The organism is Roseateles sp. UC29_93 (assembly GCF_042695725.1).
Taxonomy (GTDB): Bacteria; Pseudomonadota; Gammaproteobacteria; order Burkholderiales; family Burkholderiaceae_C; genus Roseateles; species Roseateles noduli_A.
Genome location: NZ_CP170545.1, coordinates 5,080,041 through 5,105,511 on the forward strand (window position 1 = coordinate 5,080,041; position 25,471 = coordinate 5,105,511).

Below are 25,471 nucleotides of genomic sequence, written 5' to 3' on the forward strand. Positions count from 1 at the left end.
CATGATCCGTTCCATCTCGCGTTCCGCGCGCCGCGTGCCGACCTCGGCGCTGCTGGCCGCCGCCGCCTTCGCGCTGTTCACATCCTGCGGCAAGGGACCCGGCCCCGGCGAGGTCACCGACGAGGCCCGCCAGGCCGGCCGCGACGCCGCGTCCTTCAGCCACGCCGACGAGGACTACTTCAAGGAGATGGACGGCGGCCTCGCGCTCGACGCCAAGGAGATCCAGGGCCGCAACATGTGGCTGGTCTGGAGCGGCGGCAACGACCGCTTCTGGGACAGGATGACCGACTACACCTTCGGCGCCTTCGACCTGCTGAAGATCGTCAGCTCCCATCCCAGCCTCGGCTACAACCGCGAGAACCGCTGGCCTCGACTCGGCCTCGTCAACGAGCCCTGCTTCGACCCCGCGGCCGCCGCCGATCCGAAGCGCTTCGGCCTGTGGCTGGACGTGCGTCGCACCGACTGCGCCGCGGACCCGTTCGAGAACGAGACCAAGTACCCCGGGGTCGCCCTCGGCGGGCGCGGCAAGAACGGCCTGCCGGTCGGCTCCTTCTACGGCTACGCCACCGGCATCATGGGCCTGCGCCTGTTCCCCAACCCGGCTTTCGACGAGAAGGCCGCCAAGGCCTGGGACGCCCAGCGCTACTACACCGACCCGTCCTACTACAACCGTAAGGACCTCGTGCGGCCCTACCGCGTCGGCATGTCCTGCGGCTTCTGCCATGTCGGCCCGAGCCCGGTGAACCCGCCCGCCGACCCGTCCCATCCGCGCTTCCCCAACCTCAGCTCCTCGGTCGGCGCGCAGTACATGTGGGTGGACCGGCTCTTCATCTTCAACGCCGACAAGCCCGAGGGCCGCGCCAACTTCATGTACCAGCTGGCCCACACCTACCGGCCCGGCTCCATGGACACCTCGCTGGTCTCGACCGACAGCATCAACAACCCGCGCACGATGAACGCGGTCTATGACTTCGTCGCCCGCATGGGCACCGCCAAGAAGCTGTGGCACGAGCCGCTGGCCGGCGGAGAACTCGACAACAAGCAGTTCAACGACTACGTCAAGGACGGTCCGCTGGCGGAGTACTTCGACAAGGGCACCAAGATCGTCAAGACGCCGCACGTGCTCAAGGACGGCGCCGATTCGGTCGGCCTGCTGGGCGCGCTCAACCGCGTCTACCTCAACATCGGGCTGTTCAGCGAGGAATGGCTGCTGCACTTCAACCCGGTGGTCGGCGGCAAGGACATCACGCCGATCAGGATCGCCGACGCGCAGAAGAATTCGTCCTACTGGAACGCGACCGAACGGGGCAACGTCAACACCGCCCTCTTCTTCCTGAAGGCGGCGCGTCCGGACCACCTCAAGGACGCCCCCGGCGGCGCCGCACACCTGGCGGCCGACGATGCGACGCTGGCGCGCGGCAAGATCGTCTTCGCCGACACCTGCGCCCGCTGCCACTCGAGCAAGGCGCCCGAACCACCGCCGACGCTGGGACTGGACCCCGCCCGATGCGCCGGCGCCGGCTACCTCGACTGCTACAAGCGCTGGTGGACGTGGACCCAGGGCGACGACTTCAAGGCGCGCATGCGCGAGCTCGTCCAGGCGAGCGACTTCCTCGACGGCAACTATCTGTTCCACCGAAGCCCGCGTGCCCGTCACGCTGCTGCGCACCAACGCCTGCAGCCCGCTGGCGACGAACGCGCTGGCCGGCAACATCTGGGACAACTTCTCGTCCCAGGCCTACAAGAAGCTGCCTTCGGTCGGCACGCTGACGCTGTCCGACCCGTTCACCGGCGAGCCCCTGCCCTACGCGATGCCGGCCGGCGGCCGCGGGTACACGCGGGTGCCGTCGCTGATCAGCGCCTGGTCCACCGCGCCCTTCCTGCTCAACAACACCGTCGGGCCGTTCAGCACCGATCCGTCGGTCGAGGGACGCATGAAGGTGTTCAACGCGTCGATCGAGCAGATGCTCTGGCCCGAGCGCCGGCAGCAGGACGAGCTCTTCGGCGCCAAGGTCCACGGCACCATCGACCGCACCGACGCGCGCAGCCAGGTGACCATCCCCGTCGGCTTCGTGCCGGAGAGCCTCTCGCCGCTGCGCGGTTGGGCGCACCGCTGGCTTCCCTGGCTGGTCGGCGACGGCGGCGACATCGTGCTCGGCCCGATCCCGAAGGGCACGCCGATCGGCGCGCTGGCCAACCTCAAGATCCGCTCGGAGAGCGACAACCTCGACGAACGCGCCGCCCATGTGAAGCTGCTCGGAGAGTTCGCGATCAAGCTCAAGGCGGACCTCGCGACCGCCCCCGCCGGCGCGACCGACGAGGAGTTGCGCAAGCGCTTCGCCAACCTGCGCGAGCCCATGCTCAAGCTCAGCAAGTGCCCCGACCTGGTCGTCAATCGGGGGCACTATTTCGGCACCGCGTTCTTCAATCAGCAGGACGACCTGAGCGTCGACGAGAAGGCCTTCGGCACCGAGCCCGTGCTGAGCGACGAGGAGAAGCGCGCCCTGATCGCCTTCCTGAAGACGTTCTGAGCCACCGCCTCGGAACACCCGGACTTCGCCCGCATCGACACCGCACGCCTGCCCCCAAAGCTCCATGGACCTGCCCGACGACAGCGAATGGGACGTGGTGATCGTGGGCTCCGGCGCGGGCGGCGGCACGCTCGCGGCCCGGCTGGTCGAGTCGGGCCTGAGCGTCTGCGTGCTGGAGGCCGGCGGCGATCCGCCGTCGGAACCCGGCGATCGCATGCCCGATGACTACGAGGTTCCCGGCTTCCACGCCTTCGCGTGCGAGCACCCGCAGAGCAGCTGGAACTTTCACGTGCGCCACTACGCCGACGAGTCCCGCCAGGCCCGCGACTGGAAATACCAGCCGGGCCAGGGCGTGCTCTACCCGCGCGCCGGCGCGCTGGGGGGCTGCACGACGCACAACGCGATGATCTTCATGCTGCCGCACGATGCCGACTGGGACCACATCGCCGAGCTGACCGGCGACGACACCTGGAATGCCAAGGCGATGCGCCAGCACGCCCGCCGCGTCGAGGCCTGCCGCCACCGGCCGATCTGGCGGGCGCTGAGCAGGCTCGGTCTCGATCCCACCGGCCACGGGTGGGACGGCTGGCTCCACGTCGAGGGCGCGCTGCCGCCGGAGGCGCTCGGCGATCGCGCGCTTCGCCTCCTGGTGGCGCTCACCGGACGCGCGCTGCTGCGCGGGCTGAAGGATCCTGTCGGCGGCCTGTGGCGCTGGCTTCGCGGCGCCGCCGATCCCAACGCCCGGCCGGTCGACGGCGGCAGCTTCACGGGCCTCTGCTACACGCCGCTGTCCACGCGCGGGCATCGCCGCACCGGCGCGCGCGAGCGGCTGCTGGAGGCGGCGCGCGCGTTTCCCGGCCGCTTGCACATCGAGCTGGACGCGCTCGCCACACGGGTGCTGATCGACCGCGACGGGCGCGCCGAAGGCGTCGAGTACCTGAAAGGCCGTCACCTGTACCGCGCCCATCCGTCGCCGAACGCGGAGCCCGGCCTGCGCCGACGCGTCCGCGCGCGACGCGAGGTGGTGCTCGCCGGAGGCGCCTTCAACACGCCGCAGCTGCTGATGCTGTCCGGCATCGGTCCCCGCGCGGACCTCGAGGCGCTGGGCATCGAGGTTCGCGTCGACCTGCCCGAGGTCGGCACCAACCTGCAGGACCGCTACGAGATCGCGGTGACGCATCGCCTGCGCCAGCCCTGGGCGATGCGGACCGGCGCGACATTCGATCGCGGCGACCCGCCCTGGCAGCGCTGGGCCGGGGGCGACTGCAGCCTGTACGCGACCAGCGGCGCGGCGGCCGCGGTGGTGCGCCGCTCGGCACCGGAGCGGCCGGAGCCCGACATCTTCTGCATGGCGCTGCCGGCGTCCTTCGAGGGCTACTACCCGGGTTTCTCGCAGCAGATCCGCGAGCGCAACGACAGCCTCACCTGGGCCATCCTGAAGGCCCACACCCGCAACCGGGCCGGCCGGGTGCGCCTGCGCTCGGCCGACCCGCGCGACCCGCCGCTGATCGACTTCCATTACTTCGAGGAGGGCGACGACGCGGCCGGCGAGGACCTCGACGCCGTCGTCAGCTCGATCGAGTTCATCCGCACGCTGACGGCGCCGCTGGTGGAGCGCGGCCTCGTGACGGAGGAACTGCGCCCGGGCGCGCAGCTCACGGACCGGCAGGCGCTGGCCGACTACGTCCGCGACACCGCCTGGGGCCATCACGCGTCGTGCTCCTGCCCGATCGGGCCCGTCCTCGACAGTCGGCTGCGCGTGCGCGGCGTGCGCGGGCTGCGCGTCGCGGATGCCTCGGTCTTTCCCCGCATCCCCGGCTTCTTCCTGGTGAGCGCCGTCTACATCGTCGGCGAGAAGGCCGCGCAACTCATCCTCGACGACGACGGCTGAACGCCGCCGTCCTTGTTGATCGACCCGACCCTTGACCGAACGGAGGTGACCCCATGGCTTACGACGTCGCGCAACTGCTGGCCATGTCCCAGCAGGAACTGGACAAGCTCTTCATGGACAGTACCGCCGGCGACATGCCCGACGGACCCGCGCAGGGCACCGCGATCATCGCGCCCGGCACGAAGTACACCGAGAACATCGCCAACTTCGTGACCCACTTCGGCTGGCAGGGCAAGGTCTTCGACGCGGAGAAGGGCCTGCTCAAGAACAAGATCCTCGCCTTCGGGCTGCAGGCCATCGTCGCCAAGGTCTACCGCGGGCCGAGCTGGCTGGACCAGAAGGAATGCATCGTGCTGGACTACTCGGACACCTCGCTGCTCGCGCACTGGATCCGCGACGAGATCCGCCAGATCGGCCCCGGCTTCTATCTCGGCAAGGTGTACTGGGGCAAGGACCGCCTGATCGACTTCTGCCTGCAGTTCTGAGCCGGGCGTCGTCGACGCGCAGCCCCGGCCCATGACCCCGCAGTCCCCGATCATGCTGGTCGCGCCGGTCGTGCCCGGACGCGAGGCGGGCCTGCGGGCGCTGCTCGACACGATGACGCTGCGACCGGGCGTCGCGGATCCCGACAACCGCATCCTGCCCTTTGCCGCGATCAAGACGCTGCACTTCGCGCGCCTCGTGCTCGTCGACGACGCGCTGCAGGCCGACCTGCGCTTGCACGACGTCAGCCGGCCGGCGCGCCTGCCGACGACGCTGCTGTTCATGGCGGACTGCGACGGCACCGCGCGCGACTGCCTGGAGGCGATCGCGCGCGTCGCGGACGCGGGGCTGCGCGAGCTGTTCTCGCACTGCGAGGCCCCCCCGTCAGGCTCGGACCTGCTCGCGTGGATGCTCGATCACAACCGGCCGGTCGACGTGTTCTACGTCAACTTCCGGGGTCGCACGGCGCTCCAGATCTGCGAAGAGCAGAAACTGCACCAGGCGCTGTCCGACCGCGTCCCCCGCGAGTCGATGGCCAACGCCGCGCAGGCTCGCGCGGTGCGGCAGACGCTGCTGGACCACGTCCACGCGGAGCAGCGGGCGCAACGCCTGACCCTGACGCCTGAAGCGCCCACGCCGGCCAGCTGGCAACTGAGCGAGGGCCTGCATGCGGCCCTCGGCCTCCTGCTGGTGCTGCTGGCGGTCGTGCTGCTGCCGTTGACGGTGCTCCTCGCGATCCCGGTGCTGGTGCTGCTGCGCTGGCGCGAGACCCACGACCCCGAGTACTGTCCCCGCCCCGACGACGCCGCGGTGGAGGCGCTGCAGCGGGACGAGGACTGGGACGTCACCAACCAGTTCAGCGCGATCGGCGCGGTGAAGCCGGGACTCTTCCGGCGCTGGCTGCTCATCGCCATCCTGGCGGCGATCGACTACGCCGCGCGCCATGTCTTCAACCGTGGCTTCCTGGGCCGGGTGCGGACCATCCATTTCGCGCGCTGGGTCTTCCTCGACGACAAGACCCGCGTCGCGTTCGCGAGCAATTACGACGGCAGCCACGAGGCCTACATGGACGACTTCATCAACAAGGTCGGCTGGGGGCTCAACCTGTCCTTCAGCAACGGCGTGGGCTGGCCGCGCACCGCGTGGCTACTCTTCCAGGGCTGCCGGCACGAGCAGCGCTTCAAGCGCTACCAGCGCCGCCACCAGGTGCGCACGCAGGTCTGGTACAAGGCCTACCCCGGCCTGACGCTGACCGACATGGAACGCAACCACCAGGTCCGGCTGGGCTTCGAAGCCCGGTCGCCGGACGACGCGGAGGTCATGGCATGGCTGCGACTCCTGTGACGGCCGCGGCGACTGCCTCGCGCCAGTCCGGCGCGTCGGGCACTTCAGGGGCGGCGCCCGAGGTCGATCTCGACGACATCCAGGGCCTGCTGATGCGCGGTTATGGCGATCACCCGGAAGCGGTGTTCCTGCTGCTGCGTGTGCGCGACGCCGCCGCGGCGCGGCGCTGGTTGTCGCAGGTCGAGGTGAGCGTCGCGCGGCGCGACCCGGGCAACCGGCACGACGCCCCGGCCTTGCAGCTCGCCTTCACCGCGCAAGGGCTGCAGGCCTTGGGCGTGCGCGAGTCGGTCATCGACGAGTTCGCGCCGGAGTTCCGCGTCGGCATGGACAGGCCGGAGAACCGGTCCGACCGTCTGGGCGATGTGGGCGGCAGCGCGCCGAGGACCTGGTCCTGGGGCCATTGCGCCGGCATGCCGCACGCGCTGCTGATGCTGTACGCGCGGCGTGGCGAACTGGCCGCGTTCCGCGCCCGCGTCGACGCGGCCTGGGCCGAGGGCTTCGAGCTGCTGACGGCGCTTCCCACCATCGACGCGATCGACGCGGATGGGAGAGAACCGTTCGGCTTCAAGGACGGTCTCTCGCAACCCCTGCTGGACTGGCGGCGCGAGCGGCCGGTCGACGACCGGACGACGCAGACCTACAGCAAGCTCTCGTGTCTCGGCGAGTTCGTGCTCGGTTATCCCAACGAGTACGGCGCGCTGTCCGACCGGCCGCTGCTGAATCCGGGCCGCGACCCGGGCGGGCTGCTGCCGCGCGATGCGCTGTTCGGCATGGCGGACCTCGGCCGCAACGGCAGCTACCTGGTGATGCGCCAGCTGGCGCAGGACGTGCGTTCGTTCCAGCGCTTGTCCGACGACGTCGAGCGCATGGTGGGACGCACGCACGACGGCGTTCCTCTGACCGCGACACCGGTCGACGCCGAGGCGGACTTCACCTTCGATGACGACCCCGAAGGCCTGCACTGCCCGATCGGCGCGCACATCCGGCGCAGCAATCCGCGCAACGCGGACCTGCCCGGCGGTCCGGCCTGCCCGTTCACGACCTTCACGCGCACGATCGGGCTGGACGCCGAGGCCCGCGCGCTGGACCTCGTCGCTTCGACGCGTTTCCATCGGGTGCTGCGTCGAGGGCGCAAGTACGAGGGCGGTCTGCACTTCATCGCGCTGAACGCCAACATCGGCCGACAGTTCGAGTTCGTCCAGGGCGCGTGGCTCACGAGCTCACACTTCAACGGCTTGAGCGCCGAGAGCGACCCGCTGCTCGGGCCGCGCGTTCCGCGCGTCGACGGCCAGCCCGTCGACGCGTTCTCGATACCGCGGGTCGACGGTCCCGCGGAGCAGCTGACGGGGCTGCCTCGATTCGTGACCGTGCGCGGCGGCGCCTACTTCTTCCTGCCCGGCGTGCGTGCGCTGCGCTTCCTGGCCACCGAGCCGGAACCACCGGATGACGCCCTGCCGCGGCACGACGTCGGTGCCGACAGCGGTCGTGCCGGCCCTATCGAGCGCGGCGTGCACGACGGATTCGTCTCGCTGATGCGCGTCGAGCGACGGATCGATCCGTTCATCCGTCCCGCGCTGGACGCGCTGCTGCGCGAGCCGCTGACGCGCCTGGTGCAGGCCTTGATCGTGCGGCGCTTGCCGGCGGCGCTCATCGGCGCGCTCGGCGAGGAGCGCCCGCTGCCGTTCGAGGCCGAGGCGGTCGACGAGATCGTCGCCACGATGGGCGACTACCTCGCCTCGCACTACCGCGGCATCCCGTGCCAGCGCGCCGGCAACACCAAGACGCACGGCGTCGTGCGCGCCGAACTGGAGGTCCGCGACGACGTTCCCGAGGCGCTGCGCCACGGCATCCTGGCCGAGCCGTCGCGGCGCTTCCCGGCCTGGGTGCGATTCGGCGGACCGGGGCCGGACAGCCCGCCGGACATCGACGATGTCGGCGTGCTCAGCATCGGCGTCAAGCTGATGGGCGTGCCGGGTCCGAAGCTGCTCGACGACGAGCGCTGGACGCAGGACCTGACGGGGATCAGCACGCCGGTGTTCACGACGCCGGACGTGCTGGAGAACGCGCGGCTGCAGGCGCTGATCCGGCGGGGCACGCCGCTGTATTTCTTCTCGTCGCCGAAGAACGGGCGTTGGCTCAACGGGCTGATGCAGGCGCTGTGGTCGCGCACGCAGACCAGCCCCTTCGAAACGTCCTACTGGAGCTGCACCGCCTATCGGCTCGGCGAACGCGGCGCGATGCAGTACGCCTTCGTGCCGCGCGCGCGCCGTGTCAGCCGCGTGCCCGGCCTGCCGGGCCGGCCGTCCGACAACTACCTGCGCGAGGCGATGGTGCGGGCGCTGTCGGCGGGCGAGGTCCTGTTCGACGTGATGGTGCAGCCGCAGACCGACCCGCGACGCATGCCCATCGAAAGCGCCGGCGTGCGATGGCCCGCGTCGCTGTCGCCCCCGGTGCACGTGGCGACGCTGCGCCTGCCGCAGCAGGTCTTCGATTCACCGGCGCAGCTTGCCTTCGCGCACCGGCTGTCCATCAATCCCTGGCATGCGCTGCCCGCGCATCGCCCGCTGGGCAGCCTGAATCGCGCGCGGTGGCGCGTCTATCAGTCGCTGTCACGCATGCGGCAGCGCATGAACGGGACGCCGCATGTGGAGCCGACGGGGGATGAGACGTTCGAATGCTGAGCCACCAGCGGCAATGTCCCAAAGAAAAATGGACTGGAGAAGGCCGGGACGTCAGTTGGATGGCAACTTGGGAGGCAGCGGCCACGGCGCGACCACCCCCATCCGTTCGAGCATCAGCTTGTCCAAGGCCCGCAGGATCTCCGGCTTGAAGACCTTGCCACCCAGGTGGGCGCCCAGCGAGCGGTAGCTCTCCCACTGCGCCTCGTCGAAGAACTGGTCCGCCGTCGGCTCCTGCGGGAAGGTGCCGTGCTCGACGGCGTACTGGCGGACGTCCTCGTTGGCATCCCAGGGCACGTTGGGCTTGATGACGATGATCTGCGTGCAGGGCATCGTCTCGCCCCGGCGGGTGGCCCACAGCAGCAGCGCGGTGGGCGTCGCGCGAGGCGTCACGGCCGGTGTGTCGTCGCAAGGCGCCATGCGCTTGAACGCGGCCGGCCCGGCGAAGACCTGCCCCAGCTCGCCCGTGAAATCGGTCTGCACGTCGACCTCCACCTGGAGATCGATCCGCGCCAGCCGCATCAGGTTGGCGAGGTCCTCGAACCGGTAGAGCGGATCGGCGCCGCTGTCGGTGGCAAAGATCCGCAGCACCTGGCGCTCCGGGCGCAGCAGTTCGTAGAGGCCGGTGTTCTCGAAGTGACCGCCGTCGGACAGGTACTGCAGCACGCGTGCCGTGCCGAAGAATCGGGCGCGGAATTCGTAGGACAGGTAGGTCTGGGTCCGGAACAGCGCGCCCACCGCGCGACGCAGATGGTCGCCGATGCCGTGCACGTTCTGCCGTTCCAGGCCGGAGCCCCACCAGGTGCCGAGCCGCACGTTGGCCGCGCCCATCAGCAACGACATGCCCAGCGAGGTCCCGCGGCCGATGCCGGTGCTGAAGGCGGCGCCCGAGGTGCCGATCCAATGGCCGATCGACATCTGGCCGCTCGCGCCGATGTTCTTCCAGGTCTGCTTCGGGAACGGCGTGATCGGGTGGGTGTCGAGCTGGAAGCCGTGCGGCATCACCGCCATCGGCTGGCCCTTGCGGTCGCGCTGCACCAGCTGCTCCGCCCGGATCGACCGTCTTGTTGACGGTCACGTTGATGAGGTGCAGCGGCGCGAACGTGGTCAGCACCTTCTTCCCGCCATCGGTCCGCCGTCCGTAGTAGTCGGAAGGGGTCAGGTTGTCCCCGGCCAAGGGTTCCGAGGCGCTGCGCGCGGCCTTGTCGGCCGTCCTGAAACGCTGACCGTTCGAGGCGCCCAGGTAGGCGCGCGTGAGACGCGAGCTGTAGAAGGCCTGCAGCGACGAGAGGTTGATGAAGCCGGCGAACTGGCCGGTGGCGATGGACAGGACCCCGCTGAGCAGCAGCAGGTACATCAGCGTCGTCAGTTGCTTGTCATCGAGGAAGAGCGGCCCGATGTCGGGCGCCTTTCCGTCCCATACGATCGCGTTGACCACCACGCTCCACAGCGCACCGACCAGCACGAAGATCAGGATGCCGGCGAGGCCCGCGAGCGTGTGGAACGGGATCCGGGACAACCATCCCGGCAGGCCGCCGTCCTTGGACGCGGCGCGCTGGGCGAGCCACACCAGCACGGCCGCCAGGCCGGCGGGCGTCAGGATCGGCCCCGCGTGATTCTGCGCCGAGGCCAGCAGGTACACGGTCTGCCCCAGCGTGTCGATCACGGCCAGAGCGACGATCACCACCGTCGCCACCAGGACCGCGGCCAGCATCCGGGTCAGCTGGACGCGCTGCGCGGACGCGGAGCGGTTCCAGCACGCAAGGAGGACGTACACGACGTTGGCTGCCGCGATCTCCGCCGCGATGACCAGCAGCAGCAACTGCCGGTGCCACGGCACCGGGTCGGGCTCCGCCAACCGGAAGTTCTCGATCGGGCTGTTCCTGAAGGACAGGAAGGCGATGCCGACCAGGAACGCGACGATGCCCAGGCTGCCCAGCATGGCGCGGTTGATGGGCCAGCTCTTCCCGTCCAGGCGCTCGCTGACGAGCCAGAACGCGATGCCCAGCGGCACGCCGGCCAGCATGACCGGCGCGACGCTCAGCGGGGAACAGGGGGCTCCACCAGATCCGACCGATCAGGGAGCCGCCCGCGCCGAACGACGCGAGCGCCGCGGTCAACGCGTCGAACTCCCAGTCCATCACCGGGTTCCAGGCCAGGGCCAACGCGATCCTCACGGCGCCGATGGCCGCCATCAACGCCAGCAGCACCACGCCGATCACGTAATGGACGGCCAGCCAGTTGCGGATGCCGAGGGCCGCCGCGTAGAAGGCGTCACCAGTGCCCGTGGGAATCAGGTAGCGCCCGTTCTCGCGCAGCCAGGCCTTGGGAGCGCGCAGGATCTCGTCGCCCGCTTCGTAGTCGGTGTCGGAACGGATGCGACCCGGCGCCCCCGATCGCAGCACCTCGACGGCATCGTCGGCCGCCTTCGCGGCCTGTTGCGCGGTGATCCGGCGCTCGGGCCGGCGATTCGTCATCGCCGAGACGAAGCGATGAACCCAGGAGCCGACCTCCGGTGCCGGACCGGGCTCCGGCGACGGTGGCGCAGGCCGCAGTCGACCGGGCTGGAACAGGCTGCAGAGGAACGCGCCGACGTAACCGCCGCCGCTCACGGTCGACAGGTAGTCGAACCGGGACAGGAACGAGGCCCGGAACGTGCTTCCCGGCGTCGGCGCGGCCGGCGGCGCGGGCATCGCTCCCGGCACCGGCGCCGGCACCTTCATCCTCGCCAGCGCCTCCAGCACGCCGAGCGCGAACGTGGCACTGCGGATGCCACCGCCCGAGATGGCGAGGGCCAGGTGTTGCCCGCCGGTGCCGCCCTTGCCGCCGGGATCGATCTCCTTGCGTCTGTCCGAGAGGAGATCCGCCTCCGGTCGAAGCGTTTCCGACTCCTTGATCTCGTTCATCGTCGTGCCTCCCGGATCGTGCCCGCGCGCACCAGTGCTCGGCGTGGGTGATGCTAGGCAGCCGCGTCGATGCGGGCATCGTCAGAACTGATGAGACCCTCCTCCTGGGATCCTCCGAAGAGGTAGAGCCCCACGCAACCCTCGTTGCATCTCTGCAAGCATTGCAACCGGGGCGTCGCATCGGCGCCCGCAGGACGCACCTCGACACAGCGCCCGGTCCCGCGTCCCTACAGTGCCTCCACCTCGACGCCCTGATGGCGCCGCTGCTGGAGAACTCCCGTGACCTTGTCCCGTCGTACCTTCCTGGGCACCGCCGCCGCCGGCGTCGCCGCTTCCACGCTGCCCTTGTCCAGCGCCATCGCCGCCAGCCCGGTCGGCGACGTGGTCGGCAAGATCACCGTGGGCTACCAGGGCTGGTTCGCCTGCGCCGGCGACAGCGCGCCGATCAACGGCTGGTGGCACTGGGCCCAGGACTGGAGCCGCACGCCCTCTCCCACCAACCGCGCCATCATCTCGTGGCCCGACATGCGCGAGTACGCCTCCGGCTACCCCACCGCCTTCGCAGCGCTCGGCAACGGCGCGCCGGCGACGCTGTTCTCGTCCTACGACCAGTCCACCGTCGACACCCACTTCCGCTGGATGCAGCAGAACGGCTGCGACACCGCCGCGCTGCAACGCTTCAACCCCAACGGCGGTGAAGGCGCGACCCGCGACGCCATGGCGCTGAAGGTGCGCAGCGCCGCCGAGTCCTACGGCCGCAAGTTCTACGTCATGTACGACGTGAGCGGCTGGCGCAACATGCAGCCCGAGATCAAGGCGGACTGGCTGAACAAGATGTCGGCGCTGGTGGCCTCGTCGGCCTATGCGCGGCAGAACGGCAAGCCGGTGGTGGGCATCTGGGGCTTCGGCTTCAACGACGACAACCATCCCTGGTCCGCCGCCGCCTGCCTGGACGTCATCAACTGGTTCAAGGGCCAGGGCTGCTACGTGATGGGCGGCGTGCCGACCTACTGGCGCGAAGGCAAGAACGATTCGCGCGCCGGGTACCTGGACGTCTATCACGCGCTGAACATGATCTCGCCGTGGATGGTCGGCCGCATCGGCGACGCCGCGGGGTCCGACTGGTTCTACCAGAACGTCAACCTCCCCGACCAGGCCGACTGCAATGCGCGCGGCATCGACTACCAGCCCTGCGTGCTGCCCGGCGACCTGAGCGTGCGCCAGCGCGCGCATGGCGACTTCATGTGGCGCCAGTTCTACAACATGGTCCGGGTCGGCGCGCAGGGGATCTACATCTCGATGTTCGACGAGTTCAACGAGGGCAACCAGATCGCCAAGACCGCCGAGACCGGGGCCTTCGTGCCCGCCGGCTCCGGCATCCTGGCGCTGGACGAGGACGGCACGGCCTGCTCGTCCGACTACTACCTGCGCCTGACCAACGACGGCGGCCGGATGCTGAAGGGGCAACTCCCGCTGACGCCGACGCGGCCGACGCCGCCGGTGGTCGGCACCACGACGCCGACGACGCAAGTCGTGACCCTGCGTGCGCGCGTCAACAACCGCTACGTGACGGCCGAGAACGCCGGCGGCGCGCCGCTGATCGCCAACCGCGACGCCATCGGCGGCTGGGAGCAGTTCGACCTGCTGGACGCCGGCAACGGCAACATCGCGCTGCGCGCGCGGGCCAACGGCCGGCTGGTCTGCGCCGAGAACGGCGGCGGCTCCGCGCTGATCGCCAACCGGACCGCGATCGGGCCGTGGGAGTCGTTCAAGCTGATCCGCAACGCGAATGGCTCGGTGACGCTGCAGTCGATCGCCAACAACCGCTATGTGACGGCGGAGAACGCCGGCGCCGCCTCGCTCATCGCCAACCGCACGGCGATCGGGCCGTGGGAGCAGTTCGACATGATCACGGCGGCGCGTTGAACGTGGCCGGCCCGGCGTTCAGCCCATGCGCAGACGCCGCGAGAACTCCATGTAGAGGATGACGCGATCGGTCGGCGACTCGTTGAGCACGAAGTGGTCCAGCGAGCCGTCGAAGATCAGCGGCTGGCCGCTGACGAACTGGCGGAACTCGCCTGCCACGTTCAGATAGGCGTAGTTGCGGTGGGTCGCGGTCACCAGCGGCAGGTGCAATTGCAGCAGCTGCTCCTCGCCGATCTCCGGATGCGTGTGGACCGGCAGCATCGCGCCGGCATTGAGCTGGGCAAACGCCGCGACCTTGATGAGGCCGCCCAGCGAGCCCAGCATCGCCATCGTCCGCGCAAGTACCGGGTCGACGCGCGGCACCGGCGCCCCGAAGCCCATCAGGGCGTACTGCAGCCAATCCGGGTTGCCGCCGCCCGGGCCCCAGCCTTCCATCCAGCCGAACGCGTGCCCGGCCGCCAGATAGCCTTCCAGGTCGCGCAGGACCTCCTCATGGCGCTTTCCGTGCCGGTTCATGGCCATCACCGGGGCGCGCAGCCGGAGGAATTCGTCGCGGATCGTCTCCCATTGCCCGCACAGGGTCCGCAGCTGCGGGAAGTCGTCGATGTCGTGGAATGTCGTCTTCATGGTCCGTGCGTAGTGCGGACGATGAGTCCATGTGTTCTCCCAAGTTGATGCCAGTCGCCCACCGTCGCAGCGACATGCATCGACGCCTGCATCCGTCCGGCCGTCGGCTCCGTAAGTCCTTCATCGAGACCGACATCCACCACCCGGTGGGAGCCAAGGACACGCATGAGCCGCATCGACGACCCCCTCTCCAGCCGCACCGGGGCAGGCCTCCCGATCTCCCCCTCGCGCCGCGTTGCCGTGCGCCACCGGCCCGGGTACCGCCTCCCGCACCTGAGCCTGCTGGCGAAGTTCAACCTGATCTTCCTGGCGGTGTTCCTCGTCGGGCTGGCGGCCACGGGCTTCCTGGCGCGGCGATGGCTGCAGGACGGCGCTCAGGAGCAGGTCGCCGACCGCGCCCGGCTGCTGATGCGCAGCGCCGGCGCCGTCAACCAGTACACCGCGGACCACATCCGTCCGCTGCTGGAAAGCCAGTTGCGCGAGCGCTTCGTGCCCGAGGCCGTCCCCGCGTTCTCCCGCGCACGAGGTGCTGGCCACGCTGTCCAAGGCCTATGAGGACTACAGCTACAAGGCGGCCATGCTCAATCCCACCAACCCGCGCAACCGGGCGGTGAGCTGGGAGGAGGACGTGATCTCGCAGTTCGCGCGCCGGCCCGCGCTGACGGAGTTCATCGGACGCCGCGAGACGCCCAGCGGCGAGGCGCTCTACATCGCGCGGCCGATCCGGATCGGCAACGCGGCCTGCCTCGGTTGCCATGCGTCGCCGCAGACCGCGCCGCCGACGCTGGTGGCGCGCTACGGTCCTTCCAACGGCTTCGGCTGGCGGCTCAACGAGACGCTGGGCGCCGAGGTCGTGAGCGTGCCCATGACGCTGCCGTTGAAGCAGGCGTCGCAGACCTTCTGGCTGGTGATGGGCGCGCTGACGGCGGCCTTCCTGGTCATGGGCGCGGCGCTCAACCTGATGCTCTGGTACCTGGTGATCCGGCCGGTGACGAGCCTGGCGCGGATCGCGGACCGGGTGTCGCTCGGCGAGGACGCACCGCCCTTCGAGGCCCGCTCGAACGACGAGATCGGCGTGCTGACCGTGTCCTTCGGGCGCATGCGCCGCAGCCTGGATCAGGCGATGGCGATGCTGGAGGGCCGCGCATGACCGACACGAAGACCCCTGGCGATGCCGCCTTCCACGCCGACCCCGTGAGCGACCCCGCGGGCGGGCCGGCCCGCATCGGCAAGATCCTCCTCCCGAGGCCGGCTCGGGGAAGGCGCGATGGGCGTCGTCTACCGCGCCTTCGATCCGCACATCCAGCGCGAGGTGGCCATCAAGGTCCTGCGTCGCCAGTTCGAGGACGTCATCGGCGAGACGGCTCCCGAAGACTCGATCACCGCGCGCTTCCGCAACGAGGCGCGCGCGGTCGGGCGCATCGCCCATCCCGGGGTCGTGACCATCTACGACTTCGGCGAGGTCACCGAGTCGGCGGCTTCATCTCCGAACGCCGGCTCGGGTGCTGACACGGGGGCCAATGCCGGCGCGAGCATCGTCTCGGGCGCTGGCAGCTTCGCCTTCCTCGTCATGGAGCTGGTCGAAGGCCGCGGTCTCGATCAGATGATCAAGATCGCGAGGCCGCCACTGGCCTGGTCGCTCGACGTGATGGACCAGTTGCTGGATGCGCTCGGCTGCGCGCACGACCGTGGCGTCTGGCACCGCGACATCAAGCCCGGCAACCTGCTCATCACCCGCGACAACCGGGTGAAGCTGACCGACTTCGGCATCGCGCGCATCGCCGACCGGCACCTCACGCAGGTCGCCTCGCAGATCGGGGACGCCGGGCTACATGGCGCCGGAGCAGTACCTCGGCGGTCCGATCGACCACCGCGCCGACCTCTTCGCCTGCGGCGTGCTGCTGTACCGGCTGACGACGGGACGCTCGCCCTTCAGCGGCGCGCCCGAGGCGGTGATGTACCAGACGCTGCATCAGGAACCCGCGGCGCCGAGCGCGCTGCGGCCGGGCGAACTGCCGACGGCGCTCGACGCCGTCGTTCGTCGCGCGATGGCCCGGGATCCGCGCCATCGCTTCGCCGACGCGGCGGCCATGCGCGCGGCGCTCGCGGACATCGCGACGATCGGCGGTCTGCCGGCCGGGTCCACCGACGGCTTTGGCGATCGCACGGTGGTCCAGCCTCGCCACGATTCGGCTGCAAATCCGATCACAACGTCGACGAGAGGGTCCGGCGCAGGATCGAGTGCAGGGCGCGGTCTGGATGCGGCCCTCGTCTCCCAGGTCGAGCGCGCCCTCGCGACGCATATCGGGCCGCTGGCCAGGCACCTCGTCTCGCGCGACCTCGCGCACAGCGCCAGCGTCGAGGCACTTTCGCGATCCCTCGCGCGCCACATCGCCGATGCGCCGGAGCGGGAGCAGTTCATCGCGACCGCGGCCGCGCTGGCGGCCGCAGCCGGCAAGTCGCCATGAAGAATCGTGGGAGCCCATGAGAGCCCATGAGGGCCCTTGAGGGCCCATGAGGGCCGTTGCAGAGGCCGTGAACAAGGGCAGGCGCGGATTTGAGATGCTGTATGCATCCACAGCATTCAAGCCTGACCCCGCCCCGTGCCCTACACCGTCGCCGTCCGCGAGCTCTGCGAGTTCACCGCCAAGCAAGGCGACCTGGACCTGCGCTTCACGCCTGCGCCGACGGCGCAGGAAGGGATCGCCGGACATGCGCTCGTGTATGAGCGCCGGGGCCCCAGCTACCGACGGGAAGTGACGCTCAGCGGCGAGTTCGGAGAGCTCCGCGTGCGAGGTCGCGCCGACGGCTTCGATCCCGATCGCCGACGCCTGGAGGAGATCAAGACCTTCCGCGGCAGCCTCGATCGTCAGCGGCCCACGCATCGCCGACTGCATTGGGCCCAGGCCAAGGTCTATGCGTGGCTGCTGTGCCAGGCCGAGGCCCTGCCGGACATCGAGGTCGCGCTCGTCTACCTCGACCTCGGCAGCCAGGAGGAGACGCTCCTGACCGAACGCTGCAGCGCGGAGGAACTGCGCGTGCACTTCGAGTCGCTGTGCGAGCGATTCCTCGCGTGGGCCGTCCTCGAGCTTGATCACCGGGAGCGACGTGACGCGGCGCTGCAGTCGCTGAGCTTCCCGTTCGGCGATTTCCGCATCGGGCAGCGACCGCTCGCTGAAGCGGTCTACCGCGCGGCAGCATCGGGCCGCTGCCTGCTCGCGCAGGCGCCGACCGGCATCGGCAAGACGATGGGCACGATCTCTTCCTGGCGGCGAAGACCTCGGGACGACAGACCGCGCTGGAGGCGATCGAGCGCATGGTCGATCGCGGCGATGTGTCGGGAGCATCGGAGGAGTCGAAGTCATCGGTCTCGCTCCGCGTGCTCGAACTCGTGACACGCGACAAGGCGTGCGAACACCAGGACCTGGCCTGCAGCGGCGAGTCCTGTCCGCTACCCAAGGCTTCTACGACCGATTGCCAGCCGCCCGATCGGCGTCGCTGCGCATGGCCATGGCACGAACGTCGCGATGACGCGGTCTGCGGTGCGCGAAGCCGCCTAGGCGCACGACGTCTGCCCGTACTACCTGAGCCAGGAACCGGACCTGTTACCCATGTCCTGGCACATCTGTCACTGATGTCCTCGGTCCATACACTTCCCGGGAAGGGAGCGAGTCGCCCTCTGCCGTCAGCGGTGCCAGCCACCTCGTCTGCAGGCACCGCTGACGGCGAGCGTCGAGCAGCGAGCCACCGCGTCAAGGCCAAGCCCTCACGGGCGGCCGGTGGCCGACCTTGACTCGGATGCTCGCCTCGAACTTCAGTCAGGCTAGGTGCTCGAACATCGCTGAGATATCCCGCCACCTAATCGCATCCGGCAGCGGCGCACCCTCAAGGAAGGCGAGGAACGCGGCCTCAACCATCGGTGCGGTCAGCCATTCATCAGCTCGCAGCTTCACCTCGCCACCGCTGAAGGTCAGGATGGTTCCGTCCGGGAACACCTTGCTCGGAGCATCTAGGTGCGCGCGGAAGTGACGCCGGTTGACCGCGTCGCGCCACTCCAGCATGCACGTCACTCCGCCGCCGGCCACCTGGAGATAACTACCTTGCGCGTCTGTCAGCGACGCATACGAAGACGGCCCGTAGCTGCGCAGCTTGGGAATGACTGCTCGCACATTGGCGGTCGTCGCGTTTTCAACAGGGGCCTTCTTCTCAACTTTCAAGAGCATTTCAGCCTCCGGGCGGCAGGCAAATAGTCGGAGGTCATGGTCTTGCGCAAGCCATCGGGGACGCTCCTGAGGCGTCGGCGGAAGCCGTTGAGGATGTCGTCGGCGTTGCTTCCTTCGCGCTTGACCACCATGGCGTAGCGACTGAGACGCTCGACGAGGGCAACCGGGGACCGATTCATGGCGTCCTTGATCATGTCACCCTCCCAGTGTCCGGGCACGATCCGAGCGGCTACCTCCGGCGGACGCAGCGCGATGGGGACGGGCTGAAGCCGAGCCAATCTGCAATCTGACGTCGGCTACATCCGGCCTGGAGCAGCAGCTGAATGCGATGCGATCGGTTTGGCTCAAGTGCGAGTAGTGAGTTCCCATTTTCGCGACACCTTACAAGATGCGGGGTGTCGCACTTCGACCTTGCGCCCGCCCTCTCATGCCATCTGCAAGCACGCGACGCCCGTCGGGCCGCTTGCCTCATGTGATGAGCGCCGTGAATCCACGCTCGCCATGAAGGCCCATTTCGCGTCGCCCGTCACGCTATCCAATAAATACGGTCGTGATCAGCCGTGCGAAGCAAGGGGTTCGAAGAGAGTCTTCAAATCAATATTGAATCGTTCGTAGTCAAAATCTTCAAAATTGTATTTTTGAAGCGTTTCCGGGACATCAGAAAGCAATTTATCAATCATGATTTTTCGGCGCACAGCATGATCTGCAGAAATCATTTCCGACAAATCTAGCATGATATCCAAATAAAGCGCCTTTTCCTTTTTTGAGAAACGCAATCTTCGCTTCAACTCAAACTCGGGCAGTGGGCAATTGAACAGAATCTTTACCCCTTCCACACTTTTTCCGTAGCTTCGCTCAATGAAAAATACCCTGGGCTTCAATTCCTGAATCTCATCAAGAACCTTATCAATTCTCGACTCCCAGTGATAATCCGCAGTTATTCTAAAGTCCATTTGGAATTCCTATCTAACAATTTTGTTTCCGGGGGGGAAAGCTTGCCATTCTGCTCAGAATAATTGCGGATCTTCATGTTTTCCAACTGAAGCGCCTGATCCTGAGTGCCCAGAAACTCTTGCTTCTTTTCAACGCCAAATTCGCCAATTCCGTCGAGATACACTTGACTATATCGCGACTTGGGATTCTTGGTGGTTCCGAACTTCCACGCCTCGCCACGTTCCAGCCATACGATTTCGGTCGGATGCTTTTGACCTCTGGTCATGACCGGATAGAACCCACGTTCGTTCGCTACTAATTTGTACTGCTCAACCGGCGTGCTTCCATTCTGTTTCGCGGATTCGCTGAGCAGAACTAGCTGGCCTGGTCGCTCGACGTGATGGACCAGTTGCTGGATGCGCTGGGCTGCGCGCACGATCGCGGCGTCTGGCACCGCGACATCAAGCCCGGCAACCTGCTCATCACGCGCGACAACCGGGTGAAGCTGACCGACTTCGGTATCGCACGCATCGCGGACCGGCACCTCACGCAGGTCGCCTCGCAGATCGGGACGCCGGGCTACATGGCGCCGGAGCAGTACCTCGGCGGTCCGATCGACCACCGCGCCGACCTTTTCGCCTGCGGCGTGCTGCTGTACCGGCTGACGACCGGACGCACGCCCTTCAGCGGCGCGCCCGAGGCGGTGATGTACCAGACGCTGCATCAGGAACCCGCGGCGCCGAGCGCGCTGCGGCCGGGAGAACTGCCGACGGCGCTCGATGCCGTCGTGCGGCGCGCGATGGCCCGGGACCCGCGTCATCGCTTCGCCGATGCGGCGGCCATGCGCGCGGCGCTCGCGGACCTCGCGATCGGCGGCCCGAGCACCGGGGCTGCCGACAGCTTCGACGATCGCACGCTGGTCCAGCCTCGCCACGGCTCGGCTGCAGGCCCGATCGCAACGCCGACGGGAGGGTCCGGCGCAGGATCGAGCACAGGGCGCGGTCTCGATGCGGCCCTCGTCTCCCAGGTCGAGCGCGCCCTCGCGACGCACATCGGACCATTGGCCAGGCACCTCGTCTCGCGCGACCTCGCGCACAGCGCCAACGTCGAGGAACTCTCGCGATCCCTCGCGCGCCACATCGCCGACGCGCCGGAACGGGAGCAGTTCATCGCGACCGCGGCCGCGCTGGCGGCCGCAGCCGGCAAGTCGCCATGAGACTCCATGAGCGCCCCTGAGAGTCCGCGAGGAGTGCGAGGCGCGCGAGGCGCGAGGCGCGAGGCACGAGGCGCGAGGCGCGAGGCGCGAGGCACGAGGCACGAGGCGCGAGGCGCGAGGCGCGAGGCGCGAGAAGGGCTTGGCAGAGACCGTGAACAAGGACAGGTGCCGATTTGAGATACTGTATGCATCAACAGTGATCAAGCCTGACCCCTCCCCGTGCCCTACACCGTCGCCGTCCGCGAGCTCTGCGAGTTCACCGCCAAGCAAGGCGACCTGGACCTGCGCTTCACGCCCGCGCCGACGGCGCAGGAAGGCATCGCCGGACATGCGCTCGTGTACGAGCGCCGGGGTCCCGGCTACCGACGGGAACTGACGCTCAGCGGCGAGTTCGGCGAACTCCGCGTGCGAGGTCGCGCCGACGGCTTCGATCCCGATCGTCGACGCCTCGAAGAGATCAAGACCTTCCGCGGCAGCCTCGATCGCCAGCGCCCCACGCACCGTCGACTGCACTGGGCACAAGCCAAGGTCTATGCCTGGCTGCTGTGCCAGGCCGAAGCACTGCCGGACATCGAGGTCGCGCTCGTCTACCTCGACCTCGGCAGCCAGGAGGAGACGCTCCTGACCGAACGCTGCACGGCGGCGGAACTGCGCGCGCACTTCGAGTCCCTGTGCGAGCGATTCCTCGCGTGGGCCGTCCTCGAGCTCGCACGCCGGCAGCAACGTGACGCGGCGCTCCAGGCGCTGCGGTTCCCGTTCGGGGACTTCCGCGTCGGACAACGGCCGCTGGCCGAGGCGGTCTATCGCGCCGCCGCGACGGGCCGCTGCCTGCTCGCGCAGGCGCCGACCGGCATCGGCAAGACGATGGGCACGATCTTCCCGTTGCTGAAGGCCGCGCCTGGGCAGCGCATCGACAAGATCTTCTTCCTGGCGGCGAAGACCTCGGGACGGCAGACCGCGTTGAACGCTCTTCAGCGTCTCGTCGAAGTCGGCAACAACAACAACAACAACAACGGCAACGGCAGCGGTAATGGCAGCGGTAATGGCAGCGGTAATGGCGACGGTATCGACGACGTCGTCGTCGAGGGCAACGACGCCGATGCCAACTGCGCCAGTGCGACAAGGACCGTCGTGCCTTTGCGCGTGCTGGAGATGGTCGCGCGGGACAAGTCCTGCGAGCACCCGGACAAGGCCTGCAACGGCGAGTCCTGTCCCCTGGCCAAGGGCTTCTACGACCGCCTGCCCGCAGCCCGTTCGGCCGCGCTGCAGGTCGACCGGGCGGCCGGCAGTGACGCCGGCGTCGCACTGACGCGGACCGCCGTGCGCGAAGCGGCCTTGGCACACGACGTCTGCCCGTACTACCTGAGCCAGGAACTGGCGCGCTGGGCCGACGTGGTGGTCGGCGACTACAACTACTACTTCGACCACGGCGCCCTGCTGTACGGACTGACGCAGGTGAACCAATGGCGCATCGGTCTGCTCGTCGACGAGGCGCACAACCTCGTCGAACGCGGCCGCAAGATGTTCAGCGCGACGCTGTCGCCGGAGCGGCTGTTCCAGGCGCGACGGTCGTCCGGCGCGACGGCGTCGCCGCTCGTGCGCAAGGCGCTCGACAAGGTGCGCCGCAGTTGGCGCGCGATCGACAAGGCACAGGCCGAGCCCTATGCGGCGTACGAGTCCTTCCCCCGAAGCCTTGCTGAGCGCGCTCCAGCACAGCATCGGCGTGGTCTCGGAACACCTCGCCGCCCATCCCGACGAGGTCGATCCCGCGCTGCTCGACTTCCATTTCGAGGCGCTGCACGTGACCCGCGCGGTGGAGTCCTTCGGGCCGCACTCGCTGGTGGACGTCCAGAAACCGGCGGGCTTCGGCGCCAAGCCGGGTCCGTCGGTCATCTGCATCCGCAACATCGTCCCCGCACCGTTCCTGAAGCCGCGACTGGCGGCCGCCCACACGAGCACGCTGTTCTCCGCCACGCTGCAGCCGCAGGCCTTCCACGCGGACCTGCTCGGACTGCCGGAGAACCACGTGAGCATCGAGGTGCCCTCGCCCTTCGACGCGCGCCAGCTGCAGGTGCACGTGGCCTCGCACATCTCGACCCGCTACCAGCATCGGCGCGCCTCGCTGCAGCCGATCGCCGACCTGATCGCGGCGCAGTACCGCGTCGCGCCCGGCAACTACCTGGCCTTCCTCAGCAGCTACGACTACCTGGAACAGGTGGCGGAGCTGCTCGGCGACCGCCACCCCGACGTGCCGCAATGGCGCCAGTCGCGCCGCATGAGCGAAGGCGAACAGCGCCAGTTCCTCGATCGCTTCACCGACGAGGGTCGCGGTGTCGGCTTCGCGGTGCTGGGCGGCGCGTTCGCGGAAGGCGTCGACCTGCCGGGGCGCCGGCTCATCGGCGCCTTCCTGTCGACGCTCGGCCTGCCGCAGGTCAACGCGGTCAACGAGCAGATCCGCGCGCGCATGGAGAAGCTCTTCGGCGCGGGCTACGACTACACCTACCTCTACCCGGGCTTGCAGAAAGTCGTGCAGGCGGCCGGCCGGGTGATCCGCACGACCGAGGACCGCGGCGTGGTCCACCTGATCGACGACCGCTTCGCGCGGGCGGAGGTGCAGCGGCTGTTGCCGGCGTGGTGGGCTCAGCCAGGGACAGCAAGACACGCCAGGGAGTGAGGCAGGCCCCATGCTTGCCAAGGGGAGGCTGACATGACCTCCCCCCGCGTCTATCGCTGCACCTGCGGCCACCGCCTCTACTTCCGCAACAGCGCCTGCCTGATGTGCAAGGCGCCGCTCGGCTTCCTCCCCGACGACCTGGTGCTGCACGCGCTGCTGCCCGGCCCGGCCACCGCGACCTGGCAAATCGAGGGCGTGGACGGCGTCTTCACCCGCTGCGCCAACTTCCACACCGCCGCCGGCTGCAATTGGCTGCTCCCGCTGGATGACCGGCGCAAGGGCCCGTTGTGCGTTGCCTGCGCGCTGAACCGCACCATTCCGAACCTATCGGATCCCATCAACGCCGAACTCTGGGGACGCATGGAGCGCGCCAAGCGGCGGCTGGTGTCGCAGCTCCTCGGGCTGCGCCTGCCGGTGGTGCCGAAATTCGAAGCACCGGACCGCGGGCTTGCCTTCGACTTCCTGCGCACCCTGCCCGGCCAGCCGCGCGTGATGACGGGACACGCCTGGGGCGTCATCACCATCAACATCGAGGAAGCCGACGACGCCAAGCGCGAAGCCGCCCGGCAGCGCATGGGCGAGTCCTACCGGACGCTGCTCGGGCATTTCCGCCACGAGATCGGTCATTACTACTGGGACCGGCTGGTCTCGGGCACGTCCTGGCACGAGCCTTTCCGCGTCCTGTTCGGCAACGAACGCCAGCCCTACACCGACGCGCTTCAGCGTCATCACCGCACCGGCCCGCCGCCGGACTGGTCGCAGCGCTTCATCACCTCGTACGCCAGCGCGCATCCGTGGGAGGATTGGGCGGAAACCTGGGCGCACTACCTGCACCTGCGCGACACCATCGATACCGCCGGCAGCTTCAAGCTGCTGAGCACCGTCGACGAGATGCGACCCTGGCCCTACGGACTCGACGACCTCTGGTCGCCGGGCCACGCCACCGGACCCGACTTCCTGCGCCTGCTGCGCGACTGGCTCGCCATCACCAGCGTGATGAACGAGATGTCCCGCGCGATGGGCCAGCCCGACTTTTACCCCTTCGTGCTGCAACGCCGGGTCGTCCCGAAGCTGCACTTCATCCATTGCGTCGTCGAGAACGGCAGGACCCCATGATTCGCCTCGATCTCCACTTCGAACTGGACTACCGGATCGACTCGCCGCATGGCGACTTCGTGTTCAACATCCAGCCGGCCCACACGGCGGCGCAACACGTCCTCCAGGAGAGCGTCGTCCTGACGCCGGAGGTGCCGTGGCGCTCGGAGACGGTCGCCAGCACGCGCAACCGCCTGCTGCGCCTGCGCGCGCCGCAGGGCGATCTGCACCTGACCTACACCGCCAGCGTCACGATCGAGCACGGCATCAGCGAACCGGCCTTCATCGACGAATGCCCGATCGATCAGTTGCCGTCGAGCTGCTGTCCTACCTGGCGCCCAGCCGCTATTGCGAATCCGATCGCCTCATCCCGTGGGCCGAGGCCGAGTTCGGTCATCTGCCCTCGGGATACGCGCGCGCCGCCGCGATCGCGGCGTGGGTGCAGCGGCACATCGCGTATTCCTCGTACGGATCGACCACGCAGACCACCGCGCTCGACACGCTGACGGATCGGGTCGGCGTCTGCCGCGACCAGGCGCACGTGATGATTGCGCTCTGCCGGGCGCTCTCGCTGCCGGCGCGTTACGTGACCGGCACCGACTACGGCGCCGACCCGACCAAGGCGCCGGACTTCCACGCCTACGTGGAGGTCTACCTCGGCCGGCGCTGGTACACCTTCGATGCGTCGGGCACCGGCATCCCGATGGGCTTCGTGCGCATCGGTACCGGACGCGATGCGGCGGACGTGCCGTTCGCCACCTTGTACGGCCAGGTCCAGGCGCCGTTCGCGCCGCTGGTGCGCGCAAGCGCGTGCGAAGGGCCGGGGCTCCGACTGCCCGTTCACGTGAGCAGCGCCTTGTCCACCGATGGCGATTCAGCGGGCTGTCATCTCGCGCCCGCCGCCGCGTGATCGCCTGCGGCCGGCCTCCGTTTCCGCGCGGGTG

Annotated in this window: 17 protein-coding genes and 6 pseudogenes; 16 read left to right on the forward strand and 7 right to left on the reverse strand. The window is 68.7% G+C overall.

The annotated features are described in order from the left end of the window. The first annotated feature begins 1 nt into the window (after position 1). The 5 genes from ACFJIX_RS23500 to ACFJIX_RS23520 are packed head-to-tail and all read left to right on the forward strand — an operon-like array spanning position 2 to position 8,930. Complete coding sequence (locus ACFJIX_RS23500; protein WP_377155086.1) at positions 2-2,632, forward strand: hypothetical protein; 2,631 nt, start codon at positions 2-4, stop codon at positions 2,630-2,632. After that, positions 2,596-4,422 carry a GMC family oxidoreductase gene (locus tag ACFJIX_RS23505; protein WP_377155087.1) on the forward strand — a complete coding sequence of 609 codons (1,827 nt, stop codon included), beginning with the start codon at positions 2,596-2,598 and terminating at the stop codon, positions 4,420-4,422. Before ACFJIX_RS23500 ends, ACFJIX_RS23505 begins: the two co-directional genes overlap by 37 nt. A 53-nt stretch (positions 4,423-4,475) precedes the next feature. After that, positions 4,476-4,907, forward strand: a complete 432-nt coding sequence (locus ACFJIX_RS23510) for a hypothetical protein (RefSeq protein ID WP_377155088.1) — start codon at positions 4,476-4,478, stop codon at positions 4,905-4,907. Positions 4,908-4,938: 31 nt separating this feature from the next. After that, positions 4,939-6,249 carry a hypothetical protein gene (locus tag ACFJIX_RS23515; protein ID WP_377155089.1) on the forward strand — a complete coding sequence of 437 codons (1,311 nt, stop codon included), beginning with the start codon at positions 4,939-4,941 and terminating at the stop codon, positions 6,247-6,249. Beyond that, on the forward strand, positions 6,231-8,930 hold the full coding sequence (locus tag ACFJIX_RS23520) for a hypothetical protein (RefSeq protein ID WP_377155090.1): 2,700 nt from the start codon (positions 6,231-6,233) through the stop codon (positions 8,928-8,930). Before ACFJIX_RS23515 ends, ACFJIX_RS23520 begins: the two co-directional genes overlap by 19 nt. A 51-nt stretch (positions 8,931-8,981) precedes the next feature. On the opposite strand, the gene ACFJIX_RS23525 is transcribed toward ACFJIX_RS23520, so the two are convergent. Together ACFJIX_RS23525 and ACFJIX_RS23530 are read right to left on the reverse strand one after the other, a co-directional pair. Beyond that, on the reverse strand, positions 8,982-9,965 hold the full coding sequence (locus tag ACFJIX_RS23525) for a hypothetical protein (RefSeq protein ID WP_377155091.1): 984 nt from the start codon (positions 9,963-9,965) through the stop codon (positions 8,982-8,984). A 338-nt stretch (positions 9,966-10,303) separates the two neighbouring features. Beyond that, complete coding sequence (locus ACFJIX_RS23530; protein ID WP_377155092.1) at positions 10,304-11,833, reverse strand: hypothetical protein; 1,530 nt, start codon at positions 11,831-11,833, stop codon at positions 10,304-10,306. Positions 11,834-12,112: 279 nt separating this feature from the next. Between ACFJIX_RS23530 and ACFJIX_RS23535 the strand changes: the two genes are divergently transcribed. Then, entirely contained in the window at positions 12,113-13,759 is a 1,647-nt protein-coding gene (locus ACFJIX_RS23535; RefSeq protein WP_377155093.1) for a lectin, read from the forward strand. Positions 13,760-13,777: 18 nt separating this feature from the next. Here ACFJIX_RS23535 and ACFJIX_RS23540 read toward each other — a convergent pair whose 3' ends face one another. Further along, on the reverse strand, positions 13,778-14,386 hold the full coding sequence (locus ACFJIX_RS23540) for an aspartyl/asparaginyl beta-hydroxylase domain-containing protein (protein ID WP_377155094.1): 609 nt from the start codon (positions 14,384-14,386) through the stop codon (positions 13,778-13,780). A gap of 165 nt (positions 14,387-14,551) precedes the next feature. On the opposite strand from ACFJIX_RS23540, the gene ACFJIX_RS23545 reads away from it, so the two are divergent. From ACFJIX_RS23545 to ACFJIX_RS23565, 5 genes and pseudogenes are all read left to right on the forward strand, one after another. Then, a complete protein-coding gene (locus ACFJIX_RS23545) occupies positions 14,552-14,941 on the forward strand; it encodes a hypothetical protein (RefSeq protein WP_377155095.1) in 390 nt (129 codons plus the stop codon). Then, on the forward strand, positions 14,913-15,536 hold the full coding sequence (locus ACFJIX_RS23550; RefSeq protein ID WP_377155096.1) for a DUF3365 domain-containing protein: 624 nt from the start codon (positions 14,913-14,915) through the stop codon (positions 15,534-15,536). Before ACFJIX_RS23545 ends, ACFJIX_RS23550 begins: the two co-directional genes overlap by 29 nt. Positions 15,537-15,653: 117 nt before the next feature. Next, positions 15,654-16,121 (forward strand): annotated as a pseudogene (locus tag ACFJIX_RS23555) (hypothetical protein); the annotation flags it as partial. 85 nt (positions 16,122-16,206) lie between these two features. Next, positions 16,207-16,854: pseudogene (locus ACFJIX_RS23560) on the forward strand (protein kinase); the annotation flags it as partial. Positions 16,855-16,989: 135 nt separating this feature from the next. Continuing rightward, positions 16,990-17,943 (forward strand): annotated as a pseudogene (locus tag ACFJIX_RS23565) (ATP-dependent DNA helicase); the annotation flags it as partial. A 261-nt stretch (positions 17,944-18,204) separates the two neighbouring features. On the opposite strand, the gene ACFJIX_RS23570 reads toward ACFJIX_RS23565, so the two are convergent. The 4 genes and pseudogenes from ACFJIX_RS23570 to ACFJIX_RS23585 form a co-directional block, all read right to left on the reverse strand. Further along, positions 18,205-18,609, reverse strand: coding sequence for a hypothetical protein (locus ACFJIX_RS23570; protein WP_377155097.1), 405 nt, complete (start codon positions 18,607-18,609; stop codon positions 18,205-18,207). Between the two features lie 118 nt (positions 18,610-18,727). Beyond that, positions 18,728-18,869 (reverse strand): annotated as a pseudogene (locus ACFJIX_RS23575) (IS30 family transposase); the annotation flags it as partial. Positions 18,870-19,163: 294 nt separating this feature from the next. Next, complete coding sequence (locus ACFJIX_RS23580; protein WP_377155098.1) at positions 19,164-19,562, reverse strand: hypothetical protein; 399 nt, start codon at positions 19,560-19,562, stop codon at positions 19,164-19,166. Continuing rightward, a complete protein-coding gene (locus ACFJIX_RS23585; RefSeq protein WP_377155099.1) occupies positions 19,547-19,978 on the reverse strand; it encodes a hypothetical protein in 432 nt (143 codons plus the stop codon). Before ACFJIX_RS23585 ends, ACFJIX_RS23580 begins: the two co-directional genes overlap by 16 nt. Between ACFJIX_RS23585 and ACFJIX_RS23590 the strand changes: the two genes are divergently transcribed. The 5 genes and pseudogenes from ACFJIX_RS23590 (at position 19,943) to ACFJIX_RS23610 (ending at position 25,437) form a co-directional block, all read left to right on the forward strand. Next, the gene (locus tag ACFJIX_RS23590; protein ID WP_377155100.1) at positions 19,943-20,758 is read left to right on the forward strand and encodes a serine/threonine-protein kinase; all 816 of its coding nucleotides are present in this window, start codon (positions 19,943-19,945) and stop codon (positions 20,756-20,758) included. The two genes, ACFJIX_RS23585 and ACFJIX_RS23590, sit on opposite strands and share 36 nt — an antisense overlap. Positions 20,759-20,977: 219 nt before the next feature. Beyond that, a pseudogene (locus ACFJIX_RS23595) lies at positions 20,978-23,432 on the forward strand (helicase C-terminal domain-containing protein). A 33-nt stretch (positions 23,433-23,465) separates the two neighbouring features. After that, the gene (locus ACFJIX_RS23600; protein ID WP_377155101.1) at positions 23,466-24,548 is read left to right on the forward strand and encodes a putative zinc-binding metallopeptidase; all 1,083 of its coding nucleotides are present in this window, start codon (positions 23,466-23,468) and stop codon (positions 24,546-24,548) included. After that, positions 24,545-24,784, forward strand: a pseudogene (locus ACFJIX_RS23605) (transglutaminase family protein); the annotation flags it as partial. The gene ACFJIX_RS23600 and the pseudogene ACFJIX_RS23605, both read left to right, overlap by 4 nt. A gap of 35 nt (positions 24,785-24,819) precedes the next feature. Further along, entirely contained in the window at positions 24,820-25,437 is a 618-nt protein-coding gene (locus ACFJIX_RS23610) for a transglutaminase family protein (protein ID WP_377155102.1), read from the forward strand. Positions 25,438-25,471 lie beyond the last annotated feature (34 nt).